Source organism: Flavivirga algicola (genome assembly GCF_012910715.1).
In the GTDB taxonomy this organism is placed as follows: Bacteria; Bacteroidota; Bacteroidia; order Flavobacteriales; family Flavobacteriaceae; genus Flavivirga; species Flavivirga algicola.
Map to the genome: position 1 here is coordinate 1 of NZ_JABBHF010000018.1, position 23,139 is coordinate 23,139.

At 33.5% G+C, this 23,139-nt stretch carries 22 protein-coding genes; 13 read left to right on the forward strand and 9 right to left on the reverse strand.

What is annotated here, in order from left to right; genetic code table 11:
* The 4 genes from HHX25_RS20555 to HHX25_RS20570 all read left to right on the forward strand — a co-directional run.
* The coding region (locus HHX25_RS20555; RefSeq protein ID WP_169677305.1) for a gliding motility-associated C-terminal domain-containing protein at positions 1–2,106 on the forward strand (2,106 nt) is incomplete at its 5' end.
* A gap of 11 nt (positions 2,107–2,117) precedes the next feature.
* Complete coding sequence (locus HHX25_RS20560) at positions 2,118–3,044, forward strand: PorP/SprF family type IX secretion system membrane protein (protein WP_169677306.1); 927 nt, start codon at positions 2,118–2,120, stop codon at positions 3,042–3,044.
* Positions 3,045–3,056: 12 nt separating this feature from the next.
* Positions 3,057–4,976, forward strand: a complete 1,920-nt coding sequence (locus HHX25_RS20565; RefSeq protein WP_240964595.1) for an OmpA family protein — start codon at positions 3,057–3,059, stop codon at positions 4,974–4,976.
* Positions 4,977–5,067: 91 nt separating this feature from the next.
* Complete coding sequence (locus HHX25_RS20570; protein WP_169677307.1) at positions 5,068–6,990, forward strand: OmpA family protein; 1,923 nt, start codon at positions 5,068–5,070, stop codon at positions 6,988–6,990.
* A 262-nt stretch (positions 6,991–7,252) separates the two neighbouring features.
* Here the strand turns inward: HHX25_RS20570 and HHX25_RS20575 are convergent, their stop codons facing one another.
* Together HHX25_RS20575 and pdxH are read right to left on the reverse strand one after the other, a co-directional pair.
* Positions 7,253–7,750 carry a CAP domain-containing protein gene (locus HHX25_RS20575; protein ID WP_169677308.1) on the reverse strand — a complete coding sequence of 166 codons (498 nt, stop codon included), beginning with the start codon at positions 7,748–7,750 and terminating at the stop codon, positions 7,253–7,255.
* Between the two features lie 163 nt (positions 7,751–7,913).
* Positions 7,914–8,561: a pyridoxamine 5'-phosphate oxidase gene (pdxH, locus tag HHX25_RS20580; protein WP_169677309.1), complete on the reverse strand. Its 648-nt coding sequence runs from the start codon at positions 8,559–8,561 to the stop codon at positions 7,914–7,916.
* 89 nt (positions 8,562–8,650) lie between these two features.
* Here pdxH and HHX25_RS20585 point away from each other — a divergent pair, with 89 nt between their 5' ends.
* Positions 8,651–9,070, forward strand: a complete 420-nt coding sequence (locus HHX25_RS20585) for a hypothetical protein (RefSeq protein ID WP_169677310.1) — start codon at positions 8,651–8,653, stop codon at positions 9,068–9,070.
* Positions 9,071–9,282: 212 nt separating this feature from the next.
* Positions 9,283–9,693, forward strand: coding sequence for a hypothetical protein (locus HHX25_RS20590; RefSeq protein WP_169677311.1), 411 nt, complete (start codon positions 9,283–9,285; stop codon positions 9,691–9,693).
* On the opposite strand, the gene HHX25_RS20595 is transcribed toward HHX25_RS20590, so the two are convergent.
* The 5 genes from HHX25_RS20595 to pyrR all read right to left on the reverse strand — a co-directional run bounded on the left by HHX25_RS20595 (position 9,690) and on the right by pyrR (position 13,011).
* The gene (locus HHX25_RS20595; protein WP_169677312.1) at positions 9,690–10,595 is read right to left on the reverse strand and encodes a ribonuclease Z; all 906 of its coding nucleotides are present in this window, start codon (positions 10,593–10,595) and stop codon (positions 9,690–9,692) included. The two genes, HHX25_RS20590 and HHX25_RS20595, sit on opposite strands and share 4 nt — an antisense overlap.
* 1 nt (position 10,596) lies before the next feature.
* Positions 10,597–11,067 carry a DUF3291 domain-containing protein gene (locus HHX25_RS20600; protein WP_169677313.1) on the reverse strand — a complete coding sequence of 157 codons (471 nt, stop codon included), beginning with the start codon at positions 11,065–11,067 and terminating at the stop codon, positions 10,597–10,599.
* Between the two features lie 8 nt (positions 11,068–11,075).
* Entirely contained in the window at positions 11,076–11,408 is a 333-nt protein-coding gene (locus HHX25_RS20605; RefSeq protein ID WP_169677314.1) for a ribonuclease Z, read from the reverse strand.
* Between the two features lie 3 nt (positions 11,409–11,411).
* Positions 11,412–12,341: an aspartate carbamoyltransferase catalytic subunit gene (locus HHX25_RS20610; protein ID WP_169677315.1), complete on the reverse strand. Its 930-nt coding sequence runs from the start codon at positions 12,339–12,341 to the stop codon at positions 11,412–11,414.
* Positions 12,342–12,471: 130 nt separating this feature from the next.
* Positions 12,472–13,011 carry a bifunctional pyr operon transcriptional regulator/uracil phosphoribosyltransferase PyrR gene (pyrR, locus tag HHX25_RS20615; protein ID WP_169677316.1) on the reverse strand — a complete coding sequence of 180 codons (540 nt, stop codon included), beginning with the start codon at positions 13,009–13,011 and terminating at the stop codon, positions 12,472–12,474.
* Between the two features lie 433 nt (positions 13,012–13,444).
* Between pyrR and HHX25_RS20620 the strand changes: the two genes are divergently transcribed.
* From HHX25_RS20620 to HHX25_RS20645, 6 genes are all read left to right on the forward strand, one after another.
* Entirely contained in the window at positions 13,445–15,052 is a 1,608-nt protein-coding gene (locus HHX25_RS20620; RefSeq protein WP_169677317.1) for a phospholipase D-like domain-containing protein, read from the forward strand.
* Between the two features lie 47 nt (positions 15,053–15,099).
* Complete coding sequence (locus HHX25_RS20625) at positions 15,100–15,657, forward strand: hypothetical protein (RefSeq protein ID WP_169677318.1); 558 nt, start codon at positions 15,100–15,102, stop codon at positions 15,655–15,657.
* Complete coding sequence (locus HHX25_RS20630) at positions 15,654–17,327, forward strand: GMC oxidoreductase (protein WP_169677319.1); 1,674 nt, start codon at positions 15,654–15,656, stop codon at positions 17,325–17,327. The genes HHX25_RS20625 and HHX25_RS20630 overlap by 4 nt, the downstream gene beginning before the upstream one ends.
* Positions 17,275–18,411: a ferritin-like domain-containing protein gene (locus tag HHX25_RS20635; protein WP_169677320.1), complete on the forward strand. Its 1,137-nt coding sequence runs from the start codon at positions 17,275–17,277 to the stop codon at positions 18,409–18,411. Before HHX25_RS20630 ends, HHX25_RS20635 begins: the two co-directional genes overlap by 53 nt.
* A gap of 114 nt (positions 18,412–18,525) precedes the next feature.
* Positions 18,526–18,927, forward strand: a complete 402-nt coding sequence (locus HHX25_RS20640; RefSeq protein ID WP_169677321.1) for a hypothetical protein — start codon at positions 18,526–18,528, stop codon at positions 18,925–18,927.
* A 178-nt stretch (positions 18,928–19,105) separates the two neighbouring features.
* Positions 19,106–19,705 (forward strand): TMEM175 family protein, encoded by a 600-nt coding sequence (locus HHX25_RS20645; protein ID WP_205958085.1) that lies wholly within the window; start codon positions 19,106–19,108, stop codon positions 19,703–19,705.
* Between the two features lie 86 nt (positions 19,706–19,791).
* Here the strand turns inward: HHX25_RS20645 and rpsA are convergent, their stop codons facing one another.
* The gene (gene rpsA, locus HHX25_RS20650) at positions 19,792–21,624 is read right to left on the reverse strand and encodes a 30S ribosomal protein S1 (protein ID WP_169677322.1); all 1,833 of its coding nucleotides are present in this window, start codon (positions 21,622–21,624) and stop codon (positions 19,792–19,794) included.
* A gap of 301 nt (positions 21,625–21,925) precedes the next feature.
* Here rpsA and HHX25_RS20655 point away from each other — a divergent pair, with 301 nt between their 5' ends.
* Entirely contained in the window at positions 21,926–22,300 is a 375-nt protein-coding gene (locus HHX25_RS20655) for a LysM peptidoglycan-binding domain-containing protein (protein WP_169677323.1), read from the forward strand.
* Positions 22,301–22,365: 65 nt separating this feature from the next.
* On the opposite strand, the gene cmk is transcribed toward HHX25_RS20655, so the two are convergent.
* A complete protein-coding gene (cmk, locus tag HHX25_RS20660) occupies positions 22,366–23,061 on the reverse strand; it encodes a (d)CMP kinase (protein WP_169677324.1) in 696 nt (231 codons plus the stop codon).
* Positions 23,062–23,139: the final 78 nt, after the last annotated feature.

Consider the following 23,139-nt stretch of genomic DNA (forward strand, 5'->3'; position numbering starts at 1 on the left):
ACAGATGCCTGCAACAATACGGCAACTGCCACTCAAATAATCAATGTCAGCGACACCACATTGCCGACAGCTTCGAACCCTGCCAATATTACTGTAGAGTGCTTGGCTGATGTTCCAACGCCAGATATAACTGTTGTTACCGATGAGGCGGATAATTGTACCTCCAGCCCTGTTGTGGCTTTTGTCTCGGATGTTTCTGACAATAATACTTGTGCTGAAACGATTATTAGAACGTATAGTATTACGGATGATTGTGGGAATACGATCAATGTAATCCAAACAATTATAATTGATGATACAATACCTCCGGTCCTTACACTACCAGCTAACCAAACAGCAGAATGTAGTGATAATCTAACACCAATAGCTTTTGGTACAGCAACTGCAACAGATAATTGCGATGCAAATCCTATCATTACTTTTGTAGATGTTAGAACAGATGGTGCATGCCCTGGAACGTTTACAATTACACGTACTTGGACAGCTACGGATGCCTGTGGAAATGAAGCAAATGCCGACCAAATAATTTCAACATCAGATACAACTGCTCCAGAATTTGAGCAAACAACACTTCCTGGAAATATAACTGTTGAATGTAGTGGAGTTCCAGATGCTGAAACTTTAACAGCTACAGATAATTGTGGTTCTGCAACTGTAACGGTTGATGATGTTAGAACTGATGGAAATTGTGCTAATAACTATACTATTACACGTACTTACACCGCTACTGACGAATGTGGGTTAACCAACACACATATTCAAACAATAACAGTTCAAGACACAACACCTCCTGCTTTTGAAGGGATACTTCCTGATCTTGTCAAAGTTGTTGAATGTGATGCTGTTCCAGATGCTGAAACTTTAACAGCTACAGATACCTGTGGTTCTGCAACTGTAACAGTTGATGATGTTAGAACAGACGGAAATTGTCCTAACAATTATACCATAGCACGTACTTGGACGGCTACGGATGAATGCGGTTTAACAACAACGCATACACAAATTATTACAGTACAAGATACAACACCTCCAACTTTTGAAGGAACACTTCCAGCAACTACTGCAACTGTTGAATGTGATGCTATACCAGATGCAGAAACATTAACCGCAACAGACAATTGTGGCGATGCTACCGTAACTGTTGAAGATGTTAAAACAAATGGTAATTGTCCTAACAATTATATAATAATGCGTACCTGGACAGCTACCGATGAATGTGGTTTAACAGCAACGCATACACAAGTTATAACAGTTGAAGATACAACAGCTCCTGTGCCAACAACAACTTTTGAAGCAACCTTAAATGTGAGTTGTACCGATATACCTGACGCACCAGAGTTAACCTTTAGCGATAACTGTTCAACCAATATTATTGTTGTATTTAACGAAACAAACTCATTTGATGAAAACGTATTTGCAGATTATGAGATTGTTAGAACTTGGACAGTTAGAGACGAATGCGACAATGAAGAAGTTTATACACAAACACTTTTTGTCTCGCTAGACGAAGTTGTTACCGAAGTCGTTGCACCAGACTGGTGTTATGATGAAGGCGCTATTAATATGAATAATTTATTAGCCGATGGTCTTAATACTAATGGTACTTGGGAACTTTTAGAGGGTGATACGACCGCTACATTGACTGGTAGTGTATTCGATCCTTCTAATCTAGAACTTAGCTTAGATTTCTTGCCAGAAAGTGGTGGAATTGATTATAAGTTCAGATATACAACTACCGATGAAGGTTGTATAAGTATTACCGAAGTTACTATGAATGTACATGCAGATTGTGTGGTACTGCCTTGTGGAGAAAACGATATTACAATATCTAAAGCCGTAACTCCTAATGGTGATGCTTATAATGAATATTTTGAGATTTCAGGTATTGAATTATGTGGATTTATTTATGACGTAAAAATATTTAACAGATGGGGAGCTTTAGTGTACGAATCTGACAATTACCAAAATGATTGGAATGGTACGACTAGTAGCGCATCAATTGGAGCTGCTGGAAAAGTCCCTAACGGAACATATTACTATATAATAAAATTACAAAATAGTGGATTGAATCCTATTACAGGACCTGTTTACTTAGGAACCAAATAAAAACATAACCTATGAGACTTATTAAATTTAATATAATCGCTATTGCATTGTTAAGCTGTACGGTTGGAGTTGCACAACAATTACCGCAATTCACGCAGTATATGTACAATACAATCTCAATAAATCCAGCCTATGCAGGAAGTCGAGAAGCTTTAAGCATCGTTGGGTTACATAGAAGCCAATGGGTTGGTTTTAAAGGAGGCCCTATAACACAAACACTTTCTATACACACGCCGTTAAGGAATGATAGAATTGGATTAGGTCTTACATTTATCGAGGATGATTTAGGCCCACAAAACTATTCATATCTATATGGTGATTTCTCATATACAATCCCTACTGGAAGGACTGGTAAATTAGCTTTTGGTGTAAAAGGTGGTTTTACAGGCTATAGTTTTGATCAGGATTTTATAAACGACCCTACAATTTCTGAAGACCCTTTCTTTAGTGGAACAGAAAACCGTTGGGCTCCTAACATTGGTGCTGGGGTATACTACCATACTAACAGGTTTTATGCAGGATTATCTGCTCCTAGAATATTAAATACAGATGAAAACAAACAAGGAGATTACAAAGCTTTAGAACGTATCAGCTACTACTTTACACTTGGTGGTGTACTAGATATAAGCAAAAGTTTCAAATTTAAACCTGCTGGTTTAATAAAAGCAACTAATGGTGCTCCTTTATCATTCGATCTTACCGCTAATTTCTTATATAATGAGAAATTTTGGATAGGAGGTTCTTATAGAATTAATGAGCAAACCGCTGCTATCGGTGGTATTGCAGATTTTCAAGTTTCTAGACAATTACGTGTAGGTTATGCTTACGAAAAACCAATTTCAGACATAGCCAGTTACACGACCGGAACCCATGAGATATTGCTTATATATGAATTTAAATTCTTAAGTTCTAAATTAAAATCACCAAGATATTTCTAATACGATTTTTATATGAAAAATAAAAACTACATATTAGTCTGTATCGCTTTAATGTTAAGCTTTTCTGTATTTTCTCAACAAGGAAAACAGAAAAGAGCCGATACATTATTCAATAAATTCTCTTTTGTAAAAGCTGCAAAAGTTTACAGAGAACTTATTCAAAATAATTATAATAAGGATTATGCAACCCGTCAATTAGCAGATTGCTATGCTTATTTAAGAGACCCAAGAAATGCTTCAAGATATTATAAGAATGTCGTTAAGCAAGACAATGTGCCTATTGAGTATTACTACAAATATGCACAATCACTTAGGGGTATGAAAAAATATGACGACTCCCAAATTTGGTTAAAGCGTTTCAAAGATTCTGGAGGTGTCGTAAATGCCAATGATTTTTCTAAAGATATCAATTTTATCACCAGTGTTTTTGGAGCTAAACAACAGTATTTTTTAGATAGGGTTCGTTTCAACTCAAAATATAGTGACTTTGGTGCCTTTGAGCATGATGGTAAAGTATATTTCGCGTCTTCCAGAGATGAAGGTGTTTCTGTAAAACGGCTTTATGGTTGGAATGAGCAACCCTTTTTAGATGTCTACGTTACTGAGGTCGGATCTAGAAAAAATGTTGATCATACAGGAAAGTTAAAAGGAGACGTTAACTCCATTTATCATGATGGGCCAGTGACGATTACAAAGGATGGCCGTACCATGTACTTTTCTAGAAATAATTTTACAGAAGGTGTTGAAGCTAAAGACAAAAAGGGTTTAACAAACATGAAGATTTATAGAGCGACTTTGATTGATGGTGAATGGACAAATATAGAAGATTTATCAATTAACAGTGATGATTTTTCCACACAACACCCCGCTTTAAATATTGATGATTCCAAGTTGTATTTTACATCCGATAGACCTGGAACCAGAGGAGGTTCAGATATATGGTATGTCAACATACAACCCGATGGTACTCTAACAGACATACAAAATGTTGGAGATATCGTAAATACCGAAAGCGCTGAAGGATTTCCATTTATAAATAACGAAGGTGTTTTATTCTTTTCTTCAGATGGACATACGGGTTTAGGCTTGTTAGATATTTTTGCAACGATTAAAGGAGAAGATGACGATAGCATAGCTGATGTTATAAATTTAGGTGTCCCTGTAAATTCCAATAAAGACGACTTTTCATTTTCAATGAATCCAAATGGCATTACAGGTTATTTTGCATCCAATAGAAAAGGTGGTCGTGGTAGTGATGATATATATGCTTATCACAGAGAACCTGTTCTTCATGTTGAAGGAGTTGTAACAGATGCTATTAACATGAATCCTATTGCTAATTCTGTTATCACTTTGTTTGATGATAAAGGTAACAAGATAGCCAACATGATAACCGATGAAAATGGTTATTATCAAATAAACATAGACAGAAACAAAGACTATAAAATTGTTGCTAGTCAAGAAAAATATATTGACGACTACAGAACATTTACCTCTAAAAACATTCAGACAGAACTTGTCACTATTAATGCTAATTTATTATTAAATCCAGTTCCTAATGTTATAAAGCTTGCAGAGCTAAACACTATTTATTTTGATTTCAATAAATATAATATTAGAGAAGATGCTGCTTTAGAACTTGATAAAATAGTTAGTCTCATGCAAAACGATTATCCTGATATGGTGATTCGAATTGAATCTCATACAGACTCGAGAGGTAACCTTACATACAATGACAAATTATCTATAGATAGAGCAAATTCAACCTACGAATATTTAATTTCCAAAGGCATTGCTCCAGAAAGAATTACTGAACATCAAGGTTTTGGTGAACGTAGATTAACAAATGGTTGTGAAGATGGACAAGACTGCGAAGAAGAAGAGCATCAATTAAATAGACGTACGCAATTTATCGTTGTAAAAATGGAATAATAACAAAGCTTTAATCAACTATGTTTAAATAAACAAAAACGACAACTAATTAACTAATTAGTGTAGGTTTATAATTAAAACTAATGACCCCATGAGATTAAGAAATTATTTATTAACAAGCATCATATTGCTAACAAGCCTACCCGTACTTGCTCAATATGGTTCTCAAAAAAAGGCGGATAACCTATTTAACAAATTTTCGTTTGTTAGTGCTGCCCAAGTGTATCATAATCTTATAGAAAAAGACTTTAATGCCGATTATGCAACCAGACAATTAGCAGATAGCTATGCCTTTATGAGAAATCCAGATAGCGCTGTAGTATACTATAAAAAAGTAGTGGAACAGCCCAATGTGCCTATAGCATACTATTACAACTATGCCCAAGCACTAAGAGGCGTAAAAGCTTATAAAGAATCTCGTGTTTGGTTAAAACGTTATAAAAAGGCTGGAGGAGAAATAAATGACGAAAAGTTTTTAAAAGATTCAGATTTTATTAACTCTATTTTTAATGCAAAGCAACAGTATTTTTTAACTGATGTTAATTTCAATTCAAAATATAGCGATTTTGGAGCTTACGAACATGATGGTCATATTTACTTTGCTTCGTCGAGAAATACAGGGGTTTCAACAAAACATATTTACGGTTGGAACGAAGAACCTTTTTTAGACATCTATGTAACAGATAAAAGTGTTAATGATAGTATTATAGATCACAAATCTAAACTTAAAGGTGATATAAATACTATTTATCATGAAGGTCCAATAACCATAACTAAGGATGGTAAAACCATATTTTTTTCCAGAAACAATTTCAGCAAAAATGTTTTAGGAAAGGATGAGGAAGGAATGACCAACCTTAAAATTTATAAAGCTTCCTTAATTGAAGATGAATGGACAAATATTGAAGAATTGCCTTTTAACAGTAACGACTTCTCTAATGGACATCCCGCACTAAATAACGATGGAACAAAATTGTATTTTGCTTCCAATATGCCTGATGGTTTTGGTGGGACAGATATTTACTATGTAGATATAAACAATGACGGTTCTTTTGGTAAACCTCAAAACCTAGGAAATGTAGTCAATACAGATAAAAATGAAAGGTTTCCATTTATAAATAACGAAGGTGTTTTATTCTTTTCTTCAGATGGGCACCCAGGCTTAGGTTTATTGGATATTTTCGGAACCGTTTCAGACAAAGACAATAATATAATTAGTGTTCTTAACCTTGGGGTTCCTGTGAACTCAAGTAAAGATGATTTTTCATTCTTCATGAATGAAGATGGTTTGTCTGGTTATTTTGCATCGAACAGAAATGGAGGCATTGGTAGCGATGATATTTATGCATATGACAGAATTCCACAATTAAAAATTGAAGGTACCATTACAGACATAACTACAAATACACCTGTGCCAAATGCAATGGTTACACTACTTGATAGTAACAATAAAGAAATTGCACGTTTAGAAACAGATGACGATGGAAATTATGAAATAAATATAGATAGAGATACCGACTATATTATAAATATTAAAAAAGATAACTATATAGAAGACACCAGACAGGTCTCCTCTAAAGGCCTAGAAAATAAAGTTAGAAGTATTACTGCCGATTTTAATTTAAACCGTATAGTAAAAAAGGTAACCCCAATAACAGAACTCTACCCTATTTATTTTGACTTTAACAAGTTTGATATTAGACGTGACGGTACTGTTGAATTAGATCGAATCGTTAATTTAATGATGAATACGTATCCAAGTATGATCATTAAAATAGAATCACATACAGATTCTAGAGGTTCTTCGAAATACAATGACAAACTATCTTTAGACAGAGCAAATGCTACTTACAAGTATTTAGTAGATAAAGGAGTGGACCCCAATAGAATTACTGAATATAAAGGTTATGGTGAGCAAAAATTAACTAATGATTGTGATGATACCATGGATTGTACAGAAGAACAGCATCAAGCCAACAGGCGTACACAATTTATTGTGATTAAAATGGAATAGTATAAGCTTAGTTCAATAATAATTATGTAAAAGCCATCAGAAGATTTCATCTTATGACGGCTTTTTTAATTATAATAGGGCGCCATATTAAGGTATAAATAAAAAATCCTCCCATTTTATTGGGAGGACCTTTACCTAAAGCTAAATTCAATAACGATTAAGTTATCAATACATAACCTATTTTAATTTCACAATACACAATGCCATCATGTAAGTTTTACTAAAATTAGGCTATACTTTCAATTGCTTAAATAAAAGCAATTTATTTTTTTATAAAGATGTTAGTAAAATACCATCTTCCGTTATCATTTTTTTCAGCCGAAATATCAAAATTTGTAAAATCGCCTTCGATAGTACCCCTATGGCCCTCACTCTTAATCCAAGCCTTAACAACAGTTTCAGCAGAACTATATCCGTATGCTACATTCTCAGACACTTTTTTAGCACCAGCATTCGCTTTTAAGTAGTTACTACGGGTATAAAAATTATCATGTGATACCTGATCATTATCAATCATATAATCTGTATGGCTAAATGCCACAGATTTTACTACAGACATATCATTTAAAGGATTCAACCCCAATGATAATCTATAATCATTTATAAGCTCTAGAATATCTATTTCTATGTCTTTGGCTTCTTGAGCAACAAGATTTAACTCAACAGCATCTGTTTTATCATCTATGCTGTCTGTTGTACATGAAGTAAGTACAAATACAGCCAACAATGCCAAAAAAGGCAGTTTGATTACTGATTTCATAAGTAGGTAATTTAGATTAGGTTTCGTAAAATTAGCAGCCTACTCTGAAGTAAATGTTAAATAAATGTTAAAATCGATTAAAAACGTGCTTTTTGTCGTATTATTTTGTTTTTTATCGACGAAGTGTTATTTCAACCGACAATACACACACTTAAACGATGATTTAAGGGGACAGTCGGTCTATTTTCCAATTATAATCAGGTTGAAGTATAAACCTAATTCTATCATGCAATCTATTGGGGCGCCCTTGCCAAAACTCTATTTCTGAAGGTCTTACTATGTAACCACCCCAGTGAGTTGGTCTAGGTATTTCTTTTCCTTCAAATTCTTTTTCCAATTCTAAAAGTCTTTTTTCAATAGCATCTCTGCTTTCAATCACTTCACTTTGTTTTGAAACTAATGCGCCTAATTGACTCCCTCTTGGTCTGGACTCAAAATAGCCATCACTTAAATTTTCAGCAATCTTTTCTGTTTTTCCTTTTATAATAACTTGGCGTTCTGCGCCATGCCAAAAAAAAGACAAACAAACATTTGGGTTTTGGGCTATAGCCTTGCCTTTTTCACTGTTGTAATTCGTATAAAAAATAAAACCTTCATAGGTAAAACGCTTCAGAAGTACAACTCTATTTTTGGGGAATCCATCTAATCCAATAGTAGATATTGTCATTGCGTTCGTTTCATCTTTAGTAAAGAATTTATCAACTTCGTAAAACCATTTCTGGAATAATTCTATTGGGTTTTCTGGCACATCCTTTAGTAGTAATTCGTGCCTTTCGTAAGACTTTCTATAATTGCTTAAATCCTTTTCCATAGACTACAAAATAACAAAAATATTTCTTGAGTATTGAAATTTTGTAAAACATCGTAAATTAGCATTATTACTATCAATCAAAATTTTTTATGAAATTTGAAAACTCTCCGTTCAGCAAAACGATTAATTATTACAAGTTAGAAATGTCTTTTGGTTATTTCTACCTCTGTAAAAAATTCATAATATCAGAATTACATGCTGGTATTCATTTAGATTGGCCTAAAATCCAAGAAGTTGCCAAAGATGTTTTAAATTTTTACGGTAAAGATGATAAAGTGGGCTACATATCCAACAGAATTAATTCTTATTCGGTGGACCCACAAGTTTGGACTAAAGCTGAAAAATATAATAGAAATAACATGGTGATAGGTGGTGCTATTATATATTACAATGATATGATGTATAGGAATGCATCTTTAGAAAAAAGATTTTCAAAAATTCAGGTTCTTCCGTGCCTATCTTTAGATGAGGCTATAGATTGGGTACTCAACTTAGAGGCTATAAATTAAGCCAAAAATTTTCCAATCTTTATTTGTAAATAGAGATTGTTATTGTGACACAAAATTTAGATTTTCAATTTAAAAACCCCCTTCTTTTCTCATAAGATTACACTTACTCGATTTATTATACATCGATTACAATAAAATAAGAAAATAATGTTTTTGAAAGTATAAAAATTTTACAAAACGTTGTAAATTCGTACCGCCCTAAATTGCCCTATATGAAATTTGAAAATTCTACCTATAGTAGTACCTTAAAATATTACAAATTAGAAATGCCATTTGGAAACTTCTACTTCTGCGAAGAACTCATAATATCAGAATTACATGCTGGTTTACACGTAGATTGGTCCAAGATTGAGATACTAGTTAAAGAAATCATAGATTTTTATGGTAAAGATGCTAAATTAGGATTTATATCCAACAGAGTAAACTCATATTCTATAGATCCTCATAATTGGATCAAGGTCGAACAGTACAATTTAATTAAGAGTTGTGCCATTGTATATTACAATCATATGATGTATATGAATGCTACTTTAGAAAAAAGGTTCTCTAAAATTAAAATTCACCCTTGTCTATCTTTAGATGAAGCTATGGACTGGATTTTAGACTTGGAAGAAGTGAATTAAAACTCAAAAGTTTTGCCATCTTCACATAACTCAACGTTATCAAAAACTTCTTGTGCTTCTTCTTTAAAAGCATTCAGGCTATCGTAACGTGTTGAATAATGGCCTAGTAACAGCGTACTTGCTTGAGCTAACTTTGCTATAGTAGCTGCTTCTTTTGCAGTAGAATGCTTTGTTTTCGGACCTAAATGTGCGTGTTTTTCTAAAAAAGTAGATTCATGATATAACACATCTACATTTTTTATAATAGGTACAATGTCCTCCTTATACATGGTATCACTACAAAAGGCATAACTCTTTGGTTTTAAACCAGCTTTAGTTACCGATTCATTTTTAATAGTTTTACCATCTTCATTTACAACATCAAAACCTTGTGTTAGCTTTCGGTAATAAGCAACATGGATATTCGCCGCTTCAACAGCATCAATATCCAATTTACGATTGCCTTCTTTTTCTTTAAATAAAAATCCATTGGTATAAACCCTATGATTTAATGGCACAGTGTGTACTTCTACCCTGTCGTCTTCAAAAATTAGTTCTGATTCATTCGAAGTTAACTCATGGAAAATAAGATTATAATTAGTCCAGGAATCAGCCAACTTCATTTGTAAGGTTACCACTTCTTTAATACCTTTTGGGCCATAAATATGCAGATCTGTTTCTCGGGTAAGCAACCTAAACGTTGATATTAAACCAACCAATCCAAAAAAATGATCCCCATGTAGATGCGATATAAATATGTGTTTAATACGATTAAACTTTATTTTATGCTTACGGAGCTGTACTTGAGTGCCTTCCCCACAATCAATTAAAAACATATGGTTATTAATTTCTAATACTTGGGATGTCGTATTGTTTAGTGTTCTTGGAGTTGCACTATAACAGCCTAAAATTGTGAGCCTCATATTACAAGACAGGTTTGTAATTTAATGAATCTGTGACTGTAAATTTGCTTTTAAAGCTAAAAGCATAAGGCGTTTCGCCATGCTTATTTAAATAATCCAGTCTGTTTTTAGCTTCGAGAAATGTTGGTTCATGTCCTTTAGGTATAAACCAAAATGCCATATGCATCATTTTCATTTTGTCAAACCATTCTTTTTTACGTTTAAAAACTTCGATATGTCCCGATTTATAAGTGTAATTAAATAAAGCTTCGATATTTTCCCAGACCGACATATTAATAAGCAAAGCTTCGTCTTGGAAAACCTGAGCTGCCAATTCCTTATTCTCATCCTTTAAACGCCATACAAAACCTTCACTTTTATCTGCTAAAGCATTAATTCTATCCAAATTGTTAACAAAATCCAACATGATAGGATCATCAAGTGGAGCTAGTCTTTTTGCAATATTTATCTGCGCTAGATGTGATTCAGTCATATTCAAATTTAAAGTCCTAAATCGCGCTCCATTTCCTCCATTTCAATAATATCATAAGCCTCCTGAATAGTTGGTACAACTATAATTTCGTCTGGAATATCATCCAGGTTAATACTATTTGAAACAATTACAAAAGATTGTTTAGCTGCACGATGCCTATTTGAAACATCAAGAAATTCAACAATATCTTGTAAACTCAGCTTATCTAAAGTTGTTAAAACAACAATGATGTTATTGTTTTTGAACTTAGGATATAAAGCCTGTAATTTTTTAACTAATTCTATAACCGTGGCCTTTTCCTGTGTGATTATAGAAGTATTTCCGTTTTGGTCTAAAATCATAATCTACTGTTTTATTTTAGATGCTAATAAATATATAGCTGCCATTCTTATAGCGACACCGTTTTGAACTTGGTCTAAAATAATTGATTGTTTTGAATCGGCAACATCACTGGTAATTTCCACCCCCCTGTTAATGGGGCCTGGATGCATGATCGTTATTTCTTTATCTAATGAATCTAGCAATTCTCTATTAACACCAAACTGCTGTGTATACTCTCTAGTTGATGGAAAATAACTAATATCCATCCGCTCATTTTGAACACGCAACATATTTGCTACATCGCACCATTTTAATGCTTTACGTAAATTAGTCTCAACCTTTACTCCAAGTTTATCAATATACTTGGGCAACAATGTTTTTGGTCCACAAACCATGACTTGCGCACCCTGAAGCTGTAGTGCAAATATATTTGAAAGTGCTACACGACTATGAAGAATATCTCCAACAATAACAACTTTCTTTCCTTTTACATCTCCTAATTTTTCCCTTATAGAATAAGAATCCAAAAGCGCTTGCGTTGGATGCTCATGAGCACCATCACCCGCATTTATAATGCTAGCATTAATATGTTTTGATAAAAATACACCAGCTCCAGGATTTGGATGCCTCATGACAACCATATCAACTTTCATAGATAAAATGTTATTAACCGTATCTATTAAGGTTTCGCCTTTTTTAACCGAAGACTGGCCTGACGAAAAATTGATAACATCAGCTGAAAGTCTTTTTTCGGCTAATTCGAATGATAGTTTTGTTCTTGTTGAATTTTCAAAGAAAAGGTTAGCTATGGTAATATCTCTAAGCGAAGGGACTTTTTTAATAGGTCTATTAATAACTTCTTTAAAATGATCGGCAGTTTCAAAAATAAGTTGGATATCTTGTTTATTAAGATACTTTATTCCCAATAAGTGATTGACACTTAATTCACTCATATTTTTTTAATATTCAGTGGCAATTATCAGTTGCCTGTTTTTTATTAGATTAGGTCTCGACTTCACTTGTCTTAAGCAAAACCATAAAGCTCGATCTATCTCCCCCTTTATTTCTAGCTCTAGAAGACTATTATTTTTCAATTAAATAAACAGAATCCTCATAATCATGCTCTTCCCAGTTTACTTTTACTTTTTCGTTATTTATAACATCTACTTGCCTGCCCCGATAATCTGGTTGTATAGGTAAATGTCTACTAAAACGTCTATCTATCAACGTTAATAATTCTATTTCGTTTGGCCTACCAAAAGACTGAATGGCAGTTAAAGCAGCACGAATACTACGACCTGTATATAAAACATCATCAATAAACACAATGTTTTTATCTTCTACTAAAAAATTAAGTTTAGTCGTATTAGCTTCAAGCGTTTTCTCCCCTCTACGAAAATCATCCCTGTAAAATGTAATATCTAGATGGCCTAATTGAATGTTTTTAACATGATAATCTTCTTTCAATATTTTCGCTAATCTATCAGCTAAGAAAATACCCCGTGGCTGTAAACCAATTAAAACTGTATTAGAAAAGTCATTGTGTTTTTCAATAAGTTGACAAGCCAATCGATGAAGAATGATGTTTACCTCTTTTGCGTTAAGTAAAACTTTTTGACTCATATATACTATCCAAACGTATCTGGAATACAAAGATAATGCAAAATTTTAGAAGTATAAACATAAAGTTAGGACTTATACCATCAATATCATGATGCCAATAAAAAATGTTTTAACTATTTAAATGCCATTTATTAGTAATTACATCTTTTGTACAATGCAATATTTTATATAACTAGAATTTTTAATCTTGGCATATTGACATAATCTATACATCATCAATACTTTACATATTTTTTGTCTTTATAATTTTAGCCTAAAATGATTATAAATAATAAAGAGTGTATGATTTTTCTTGTTATTGTAAAAAAATAAAACTAGATTAGTGACGAAATTTCTCTCATATAGATGGATTGATTTCTGTCTTAATTAAAATGTGTAATTAATTATTTAATAGCTCAAAAAAACTATTAAATGTAACCAATAAATTGAATATATGAGATTAAGAAATCAAGCAAATGGTGTTTCATTGCATGTCATAGCAGGAACCCATGTTGTATTACTTTGTTTGGATGTAAACGAAACTGCAAGAAAAGAATTATTAGGTTTTTTGCTAAAACGAAAAGAAATTGCTTCAGGAAAATCAAAAACACTTAAAGGGTTTAAAGAATTTGAAAAAAACGGCAATAAAAATGATGAAAGTTTAATTCAATCTTTTCTTTGGGGTGATTATACCGCAGTACCCAATACCAATTACGAATATTCTGCAACGCCAGTTTACGGGACTCCTGAAAACAGAAAAAACGGTAGTGAAATTAAAGTAGAGATTATTACCGAAAATCCAAACTCAGGAGAACACGGTGTCTTCTTTAATCGTGGTACAGTAGGTCAAGCCTATGCTAGAAAATTTGACAATAAAAACCCCGAAGAAATCCCAAATCATGAAGCCTATAAATGGTTATCCCGAGGTTTGGAGGAAGCCATGTTGGCTTTTATAGGGGAAGCAAAAGGAAAAGATTATGCCTTGCGTGTAGCTGCTTACGAATTTGATTACGTACCAGTTATTCAAGCTTTATACGATGCTTCAAAAAGAGGCGCAGATGTAAAGATTGTTTACGACAGATCTAAAGCTGGCCCTTGGAAAAATACGGATGAAGCTATAGCCAACGTCCCTGGTGTTGAAAAATTAATGATCCCCAGAACAGCAAACTCATCCATAAAACATAATAAATATATTGTATTATTATATAAAGGAAAGCCAATAGAAGTATGGATGGGTTCCACTAATTTTACAAAAGGTGGAATTTTTGGACAATCAAATGTCGGCCATATAGTAAGGGACGAAATCATCGCTGAGGCATATTTAGAATATTGGACACGACTTTCCAAAGATCCTCAGATGAAAGAAATTCGTCCTTTAAATGAAGACCACACCCCTACTCCAAAAAAAGGTGTACCAAAAGGAATTACTCCAATTTTTAGCCCCAGACCTGATTTAAGTGTTTTGGATTGGTACGGAAAACAAATTGAAGAAGCAAAACAATCTATTGGTTTTACAGCAGCTTTTGGAGTGAATAAGGATTTTGCAGATATCATGAGCAAAGAGGACGATTCACTTCGATACATTTTATTAGAACATGAAGGGAATACCTTTGATGAATTTAAAGATACCCCAAACAATAGAATTGCTCTAGGAGCTGTGATTAATGACCAAGAAATAAAAGAAGAAGGTCTAAAAAACTGGGAAGCCGAACATCTAACTGGCTTAAACGATCATGTTAAATATTTGCATACCAAATATCTTTTTGTAGACCCATTGACAGATGATCCAATCCTTATTACTGGATCTGCTAATTTTTCAAAAGCATCAACACAAAATAACGATGAGAATATGATCATTATTCGTGGTAACACCAATGTAGTGGATGTGTATCTTACAGAGTTTACCCGTTTATTCAATCATTTTGAATTCCGCGATCAATTAGCAAACAATGGATTTGATGAAGTTTATTTTAGCGATTATTTGGCTACAGATAATTCATGGACCAATATTTATTTCAAAAAAGGAACACAACACTATATGGAACGTGAACTCTTTAGCTAAAAAGAGTTCAAAACATGTACACAATTAATCTTTTAAACACACAATTTATGAATACAGAACTTACTTCTATTGGGGGGGCTGTCTGCAATGAAACACTTTCTGCTGGTTTAATTTTTGCCGAAGGACAAAGCCTTACACATCAAAATAAAGAAGCCTTATGGGAAATCTTTGAAGCCATAGGAGCCAGTTGGGCTAATACCATTTATAATTCCAATAACCAAAGGAGCTCATGGTATGAAATGCTAAAAGCAAAAACCGAAAATGCTCCTAATTATGCAGGAGAATATGTAAATGCTATTTATGTGATTAATGAATTAAAAGCCATGTATGGAACCGAAGATGCTTATAAAAAGTTATTCTTTGAAAGTGGCATAGACAATAATGCACCACCAACTACCCGATTAGCTCATTGTAAAATATATGTGGTTAATGAGTTTATCCGAATGCAAATTACTGCTGGCGGATTCAAGAGTTGGGGAACCAAATATGATGGGGAGCAAGCAAGGAATTATCATGGGTTCTTAGGAGGAACACGATACAATCGTACGCCCAGAGTACGTGCTTATAATCCAGATACTAATAATCATAAAAACGATCAGGAATGAAAAACCAGTTTGACTATATAATTGTTGGTGGTGGCGTTGCAGCGGCAACTACAGCCAAAGGTTTGTTGGAACACAGACACGATACCTCCATATTAATTTTGGAAGCAGGTCCCGAAATCATAGCCAAAGACAGGCGTTTTTGGTGGGATTATATTACCCGAGGAGAAAGACCATATACCTTTACTTACGATCAAAAATTTGAAGCCGATTCTACAGGCAACATCGATTATCAAACCGATGGAGTTCGTGTAAAAGCATACGGGGGATCCACTATGCACTGGGGAGCCTGGTGTTTACGTTTTAGACCAGAAGATTTTAACCTGTTCACTAATACAGGAGAAGGAGCAGATTGGCCTATTAATTATGAAGATCTAGAAACCTATTACAATGATGCTGAAGCGTTTTTATCTGTATGTGGTGACGATAATGCTAATTGGGTTCCAAGATCGAAACCGTACCCTGTTCCTCCTTTCGAATGGACTGCTGCCGATGGAGAAATGATTAAGGCTTGGGAACAATTGGATGTTGTATACCAAGATGGTGATATAAACCCTGGAACAAAAAACAAGATAAAATCTGGAAAAATGCCTATTGCACGTTACCGAAAATGTATGACAACAGGAACTTGCAAATATTGCCCTATTGGCGGTCGGTTTAATGCTCAATATGTATTAGATGATTTAAAAAACGATACACGGTTCATCAATTTTGAGGTTAGAATAAACGCACCCGTACACCAAGTGAATGCTTCCAGTAAATCGAAAATAGAATCTGTAACATACACAGATAATCTTAGCGGTAATGAGTATACGGTTAAAGGCAATACAATAATCTTAGCATCTGGCGCCTACAATGTTCCTAAACTATTAAGAGCTTCAAAAAATGAATTCTGGAAAAATGGTATTGGAAACGATCATGATTTAGTAGGGCGTTTTGTGGTATCACATTCTATGCTAAATGTGGTTGGTAAAGCTCCATCAAACCCTAATGGTTGGTTTCAGGAATACGATTTCCCAACCCTAATGTCGCACAGTTATAATACCAAAGAGCATCAAAAAAAAGGAAAGATTTTTATGTTTAAAAATCGTACGACTCCAAATGTTGATATTGCTCAATTAATGATTGATGGAAAAACCAGAGAAGAGATAGATGAAATAGTCTATGGAGAAATGACTATTAATATTCAAGCTTTTTTAGAAGAAAAAGGTAAATACAGCAATAGATTAGAGGCTAAACCTGGTAAGGACCGTTTTGGTCTGCCGCAAACAACAGTCCATTTTAGCAGAACGGAAGAAGAAATGAAAAATGCCAATGATCGCTTAAAATTATTGGAACAGATCATTGAAAAAATGGGACTGGAAGTCATATCCTCTCGGGTGGATAAACCAGGAGGGCATCATACAACAGGAACTGCTCGTATGGGAACAAGTCCAGAAAATAGCGTAACCGATAAATTCATGAAGGTACACGATACTGATAATCTATACGTATGTTCCAATGCTGCTTTCCCTACAGGAAGTGCCGTAAATCCTACACTTACACTTACGGCAATGGCTTTTAGATTAGTAAATCATTTTATTGAAAAACAAACAAACCAAACTAATTCCAAGACAAATAATGTTAACAAAAGAAATACAATTCAAGAATGCCTTTCAGGAGAAAGCAACTAAATTAAACAATGTAAAAGAATTAATTCTACACTCAAAATCTGTAGAAAATGTTGAAGAAGACAAATTACATGTTTTAAAAGAACTTTTAAATAGTGCTGTCGTATTAGAATTCGCAACCATTCCCATCTATTTACAGGCCATGTGGACCATTAAGGACAATGAAAATGAAGTTGCAAAATCAATTCGCAATATTTTTCAAGAAGAAATGCTTCATATGGCTATGGTCTGCAACATGATTGTAGGAATTGGGGGTGAGCCAAGAATATATAATACCGAAAACAGGTTAAAGTTTCCTTCTGGCCTTCCTGGGGGTGTACACCCAGAGCTTTACCTATACCTAGAGGGTTTAAATGATTGTTCTCTTAGAAATTTCATGGAAATCGAGTTACCAGAGGAAATTGCAGAAATATATGATTATGAAACAAAAGAACTGGTAAGCATCGGTGGACTTTGTGATCAAGATGGAAAAATTGGGACAACAAAACACATTCAAAGTCATGAACATAATACGACCATAGGTGAGCTGTACGACCGTATTAATGAATTATTTCAAGAATTGCAACCCAAAATGGATGTCGAACGCCAATTAGCAGGTCCTTTATCCTGGTGGGTCATGGCAGATGCCGAAAGTGTTTCTAAAGCCATTGATATGATTAAAGAACAAGGTGAAGGATCTGAAAATGTAACACCTGCTAGTACGGGCATGGATAATCTAGCTCACTTTTATCGCTTTTGGGAGGTTTATTACCAAAAGAAAATTGTTCAAGAGGGAGACAAATATTACTTCAAAGATCCCGTGCCGAGACCAGAAACTCACAATATCGCTAGAATACCAGAAGGAGGTTATAAAAAGGAAGATGTTTCTCCAAAAGTTTGGTATTTATTGAACAGTTTCGATGAAGTTTATACAGATCTGGTAAAGTTTCTAGAAGATGCTTGGGCTATAAATGGAAGAGGTCAAGCTGCTTTAGTAAATGCCATTGAGGTCATGTTTAAACTAGAACAATATGCATTACCACTTATGCAAATACCAATTCCAGGTAAAGAGGGGCTACATTACGGGCCATGTTTTAGAATGCTATAACTAAAATGAATTTCATTCTTCTAAACACAAGGTAACACTATTTCACAAAAATAGATTCAAAAAAATTGACAACATGTTTGGAAGAAAATTAATTAATAATTTAAAAATATAAAAATGGGAAGTTTTGTAGAAATTAATGACACATTACAACTAACAACAGAACAGGGGTTTCCTGTTCATGTTTTCGATCTGGAAAAACACCAGAAAACGCCAATAACACTTAAAGATGTTGAAGGTATGGTATTTGAATTTAAAGACAAGCCAAGTGCCCGAATTTTTCAATTAGATCCTGTTAGGGTTTATTTTGTGCACAACATAGATGGTAAGTGGCTGTTTTGGGGACGTGTTTTAATTCAGTCTCAACATATTCAAAAAGTATTAAATAGTGATGGCTCTTGGGATGGTGAATCTTGGAAAACCTCAGGCACTTATACGATATTGAATGTATACGATCCTGAATATCAACACACTTTTACCCTAAATGAAGCTCCTGATGACAGGAATTATTATAAATAAAACAGTGAAATATTCTCATTAAAGAACATCCAGCAAAAATGGAAGGGTTCTTTATAAATTTCTACGCAGCGGTTTTAACAATGTAGAAAAACAGAGGAAAGTGTCATCCATTTTCCTCTTTAACATAAATCTACAAAGAATTAAAAACCCTTTTATACAATGCTAATTTGAGCTTACAATGAAAAATGAAATGACCTCTGAAAGACTAGAGGCCTTTAGCGATGGTGTACTAGCTATTATTATTACCATTATGGTTTTAGAACTAGAAGCACCAAAAGAATATACCTTAGAAGCTTTTTTTGAAATCGTACCAACATTTATTAGCTATTTGGTAAGTTTCTTATATGTTAGTGTCTATTGGGTGACTCATCATCAATTATTTAAAATTGCAGAAAAAATAAATGGAAAAGTCTTATGGTCAAATTTATACTTATTATTTTGGCTATCAGTCATCCCATTTACAACTGGTTGGATTGGACAAGGTAATCATCACACAGATGTTGTTCCTGTGGTACTATACGGTTTTGTACTTCTTATGAGTCAGTTGTCATTTCTATTACTAAGAAATTCTATTATTAAAATTCACGAAAAAAAATCTCCAATAGCGGTTCATTTTAATAGGTTAACTATGGATTTTGCTTGTGTATCCATTTATGTTATTGGATTATCTTCAGCATTTTTAAATACGTATATCTCTATGGCTTTGTTTTTATTAGTAGGCTTACTTAAAGTTGTTGAACTAAATTCTATATCAAAAAGAATACAATCTATATATTAAGTTTTATCTTTTTATCTCAAAAAGAGCCAAATAAAAAAAGCCTTCAAAAAATTGAAGGCTTCTCTATTTTTATGGTTTGGAAAATATTATGCTTTCCCGTCCATTTTATCTTTAAGAGCTTGTAAAGCATCATTGGCATCACCTAAAGTTGGTTTTGCTTCTGCCGCCGCATTAGCTGCTTTCTTAACAGCTGCTTTAACATTTGCAACTTCTTCAGCTTTAAATACAGCTGTATGAGATGCTACAACACGTTTAAACTCTTTATTAAATTCAATGATTTTGAATTCTGCAGCTTCACCTTTCTTAAGTTTGCTTCCATCTTCTTTTTCAAGATGACGAGAAGGTATAAAAGCAACGATATCGTCATTAAATTCTACAGTAGCTCCTTTATCAACTATTTCAGCTATAGATGCATTATGAACTGTTTCTAGAGCAAATTCTGTTTCATATTTATCCCAAGGATTCTCTGTTGTTTGTTTATGACCTAAACTTAATTTACGTCCTTCAACATCCAACTCTAATACAATAACATCTAACTTGTCTCCAACTGCACAGAACTCAGAAGGGTGTTTAATTTTCTTAGTCCAAGATAAATCAGAGATGTAAATTAATCCATCGATACCTTCTTCTAATTCAACAAAAACCCCAAAGTTTGTAAAGTTACGTACAACACCTGTATGCTTAGAAGCTAATGGGTATTTTCCTGTAATATCTGTCCATGGATCTGGAGTTAATTGTTTGATACCAAGAGACATTTTACGATCTTCTCTATCTAAAGTTAAGATAACAGCTTCAACTTCATCACCTACAGAAACGAAATCTTGTGCAGAACGTAAATGTGTAGACCATGACATTTCAGATACGTGAATTAATCCTTCAACACCATCGGCTACTTCAATAAATGCACCGTAATCTGCAATAACAACGACTTTACCTTTAACTTTATCACCTACTTTCACCTCTTCTGCAAGAGCTTCCCATGGGTGTTTGCTTAATTGTTTTAATCCTAATTGAATTCTCGATTTGTTTTCATCGAAATCAAGGATTACAACATTAAGTTTTTGGTCTAATTCTACGATTTCGTTTGGATGATTAATTCTAGACCAAGATAAATCCGTGATATGAACTAAACCATCAACGCCACCAAGATCAATAAACACACCGTAAGAAGTAATGTTTTTAACAACACCTTCTAGTACTTGACCTTTTTCTAATTGACCAATAATTTCTTTCTTCTGTATTTCAATATCTGCTTCAATTAAAGCTTTATGAGATACGACTACGTTTTTAAATTCGTGGTTGATTTTAACAACTTTGAATTCCATAGTTTTATTTACGTACTGATCGTAATCTCTAATTGGTTTTACATCAATTTGAGAACCTGGTAAGAATGCTTCAATTCCAAAAACATCTACAATCATACCACCTTTAGTTCTGCATTTAACAAAACCATTAACGATTTCACCGCTATCATGGGCCGCGTTAACACGATCCCAAGCTTTAATAACACGTGCTTTTCTGTGAGATAATACTAATTGTCCAGTTGCATCTTCACGAACATCAATTAATACTTCTACTTTATCTCCTACAGCTAAGTTAGGATTGTAGCGAAATTCGTTTAATGAAATTACACCTTCAGATTTTGCATTGATGTCAATAATTGCATCTCTGTCTGTAATATGAACCACAGTACCTTCAACAACCTCATCGTTAAGCGTATCAACGAAATTTTCTGCTACTAATTTTTCAAATTCTTTAAGTTGTTTACCATCAACCTCATCAATACCTTCTTGATAATTATGCCAATTGAACTCTTTTAAGAATTTTTCTGGATTTGCCTGAGCTTCAGATACTACTGGAGCTTCTGCTTTTGGAGCATCTGTTGCTTCAACTTCAGCTTGTTTTGCTTTTTCAGCCATGTGCTGATTAAAATTTGTATTCTGTATGTTTTGGGAAAGCCTTATGCGATTAACACACAGAAGAGTTATAAATATATGTTTCGTCCTTTTATCTTTCCACTAATTCGCTAAAAGGAGTGCAAAAATACATATTTTCAATAAATTAGCCTAATTTGATAAAATAAACTTTTATAATGTGACTTTTATATCTATTTTGTGTCCAAAATATTAGAAATAAAAAGCTTAGCCTTTAATAAATTTTATATAAGAAATTTATTATATTGTAAAATGAAAAACTGAATAATTTAACACTTATAAAACTATGAAAGCAAAATACCAAGCAGTATTAGATTTAGGCGAATCTTTAAACATTCAAAACGGTGATGTACAAGAAGAAAATGGCGTTTTAAAGGTTTGGGGAACTGCCAATACACCTTATGAAAAAAATCTAATTTGGGATAAAATAAAAGAAATTGGTGGTGAAAACCCAACAGATATTATGGCCGATATCAAAGTTGCAGATGAAAGTGTTTTTCACAGACATACCGTTAAAAGTGGAGAAACTTTAGGGAAAATTGCTATACAATATTATGGTAATGCATCAAAATACCAGGATATTTTTAAAGCTAATTCTGATATTTTAAAGAATCCTGATTTAATACATCCAGATCAAGAATTAATTATCCCTAACATCTAAGTTAAGGAATTGATTTAATAAAAAACGGCTGCACTTCGACTACGCTCAGTGACCAAGCCGTTTTTTTATTCGATGTCCTCAATAGTCATTTTGGCCAATTGTAAAATTTTATCAAACTGTTCTTCTAGGCTAAGACTTGAGTTATCAATTTCGATAGCATCTTTAGCTTTTTCTAATGGAGAATCTTTGCGAGTCGTATCTATATGATCGCGTTCTTGAACATTTTGTAAAACATCCTCATAAACAACTTTATCACCTCGACCTATAAGTTCTTCATAACGTCTTATTGCTCTTTTCTCGGCAGAAGCTGTCATAAATAGTTTAAGTTCAGCATCAGGAAAAACAACCGTACCAATATCCCTTCCATCCATTACCACGCCTTTGTCTTTTCCCATTTTTTGTTGTTGCTCGACCAATTTATGCCGAACTTGAGAAACTGCTGCCACTTGACTAACAAAACCAGAAACCTTTAAGGTTCTAATCTCTTTTTCTACATTAATGCCATTTAAATATACTTCTGCAAAACCAAGGATTTCATTAAACTTAAAGCTTATTTCAATATTTGGTAATTGATAAACTAATGCTTCAATATTGAAATCATCATCGCTAATGAGTCCTTTTTCCATAGCATATAGTGTAACGGCTCTGTACATAGCTCCAGTATCCACATAGATATAACCTAAATATTTAGCTAGTTGTTTGGCCACAGTACTTTTTCCCGTTGAAGAAAACCCATCTATGGCTATTGTGATTTTGTTCATAAAGTATAATAAGAAACAAAAATAGTCTTTAGCTACTAAAGAAAAAAACCAGAGGTTCGAATTCAAATTAAAACAGAT

What these genes read in the sequence shown, in the direction of transcription:
- HHX25_RS20560 (WP_169677306.1), top strand. Translation starts at nt 2,118, where the DNA reads ATGAGACTTATTAAATTTAATATAATCGCTATTGCATTGTTAAGCTGT.
- HHX25_RS20565 (WP_240964595.1), top strand. Translation starts at nt 3,057, where the DNA reads ATGAAAAATAAAAACTACATATTAGTCTGTATCGCTTTAATGTTAAGC.
- HHX25_RS20570 (WP_169677307.1), top strand. Translation starts at nt 5,068, where the DNA reads ATGAGATTAAGAAATTATTTATTAACAAGCATCATATTGCTAACAAGC.
- HHX25_RS20575 (WP_169677308.1), bottom strand. Translation starts at nt 7,750, where the DNA reads ATGAAATCAGTAATCAAACTGCCTTTTTTGGCATTGTTGGCTGTATTT.
- pdxH (WP_169677309.1), bottom strand. Translation starts at nt 8,561, where the DNA reads ATGGAAAAGGATTTAAGCAATTATAGAAAGTCTTACGAAAGGCACGAA.
- HHX25_RS20585 (WP_169677310.1), top strand. Translation starts at nt 8,651, where the DNA reads ATGAAATTTGAAAACTCTCCGTTCAGCAAAACGATTAATTATTACAAG.
- HHX25_RS20590 (WP_169677311.1), top strand. Translation starts at nt 9,283, where the DNA reads ATGAAATTTGAAAATTCTACCTATAGTAGTACCTTAAAATATTACAAA.
- HHX25_RS20595 (WP_169677312.1), bottom strand. Translation starts at nt 10,595, where the DNA reads ATGAGGCTCACAATTTTAGGCTGTTATAGTGCAACTCCAAGAACACTA.
- HHX25_RS20600 (WP_169677313.1), bottom strand. Translation starts at nt 11,067, where the DNA reads ATGACTGAATCACATCTAGCGCAGATAAATATTGCAAAAAGACTAGCT.
- HHX25_RS20605 (WP_169677314.1), bottom strand. Translation starts at nt 11,408, where the DNA reads ATGATTTTAGACCAAAACGGAAATACTTCTATAATCACACAGGAAAAG.
- HHX25_RS20610 (WP_169677315.1), bottom strand. Translation starts at nt 12,341, where the DNA reads ATGAGTGAATTAAGTGTCAATCACTTATTGGGAATAAAGTATCTTAAT.
- pyrR (WP_169677316.1), bottom strand. Translation starts at nt 13,011, where the DNA reads ATGAGTCAAAAAGTTTTACTTAACGCAAAAGAGGTAAACATCATTCTT.
- HHX25_RS20620 (WP_169677317.1), top strand. Translation starts at nt 13,445, where the DNA reads ATGAGATTAAGAAATCAAGCAAATGGTGTTTCATTGCATGTCATAGCA.
- HHX25_RS20625 (WP_169677318.1), top strand. Translation starts at nt 15,100, where the DNA reads ATGAATACAGAACTTACTTCTATTGGGGGGGCTGTCTGCAATGAAACA.
- HHX25_RS20630 (WP_169677319.1), top strand. Translation starts at nt 15,654, where the DNA reads ATGAAAAACCAGTTTGACTATATAATTGTTGGTGGTGGCGTTGCAGCG.
- HHX25_RS20635 (WP_169677320.1), top strand. Translation starts at nt 17,275, where the DNA reads ATGTTAACAAAAGAAATACAATTCAAGAATGCCTTTCAGGAGAAAGCA.
- HHX25_RS20640 (WP_169677321.1), top strand. Translation starts at nt 18,526, where the DNA reads ATGGGAAGTTTTGTAGAAATTAATGACACATTACAACTAACAACAGAA.
- HHX25_RS20645 (WP_205958085.1), top strand. Translation starts at nt 19,106, where the DNA reads ATGAAAAATGAAATGACCTCTGAAAGACTAGAGGCCTTTAGCGATGGT.
- rpsA (WP_169677322.1), bottom strand. Translation starts at nt 21,624, where the DNA reads ATGGCTGAAAAAGCAAAACAAGCTGAAGTTGAAGCAACAGATGCTCCA.
- HHX25_RS20655 (WP_169677323.1), top strand. Translation starts at nt 21,926, where the DNA reads ATGAAAGCAAAATACCAAGCAGTATTAGATTTAGGCGAATCTTTAAAC.
- cmk (WP_169677324.1), bottom strand. Translation starts at nt 23,061, where the DNA reads ATGAACAAAATCACAATAGCCATAGATGGGTTTTCTTCAACGGGAAAA.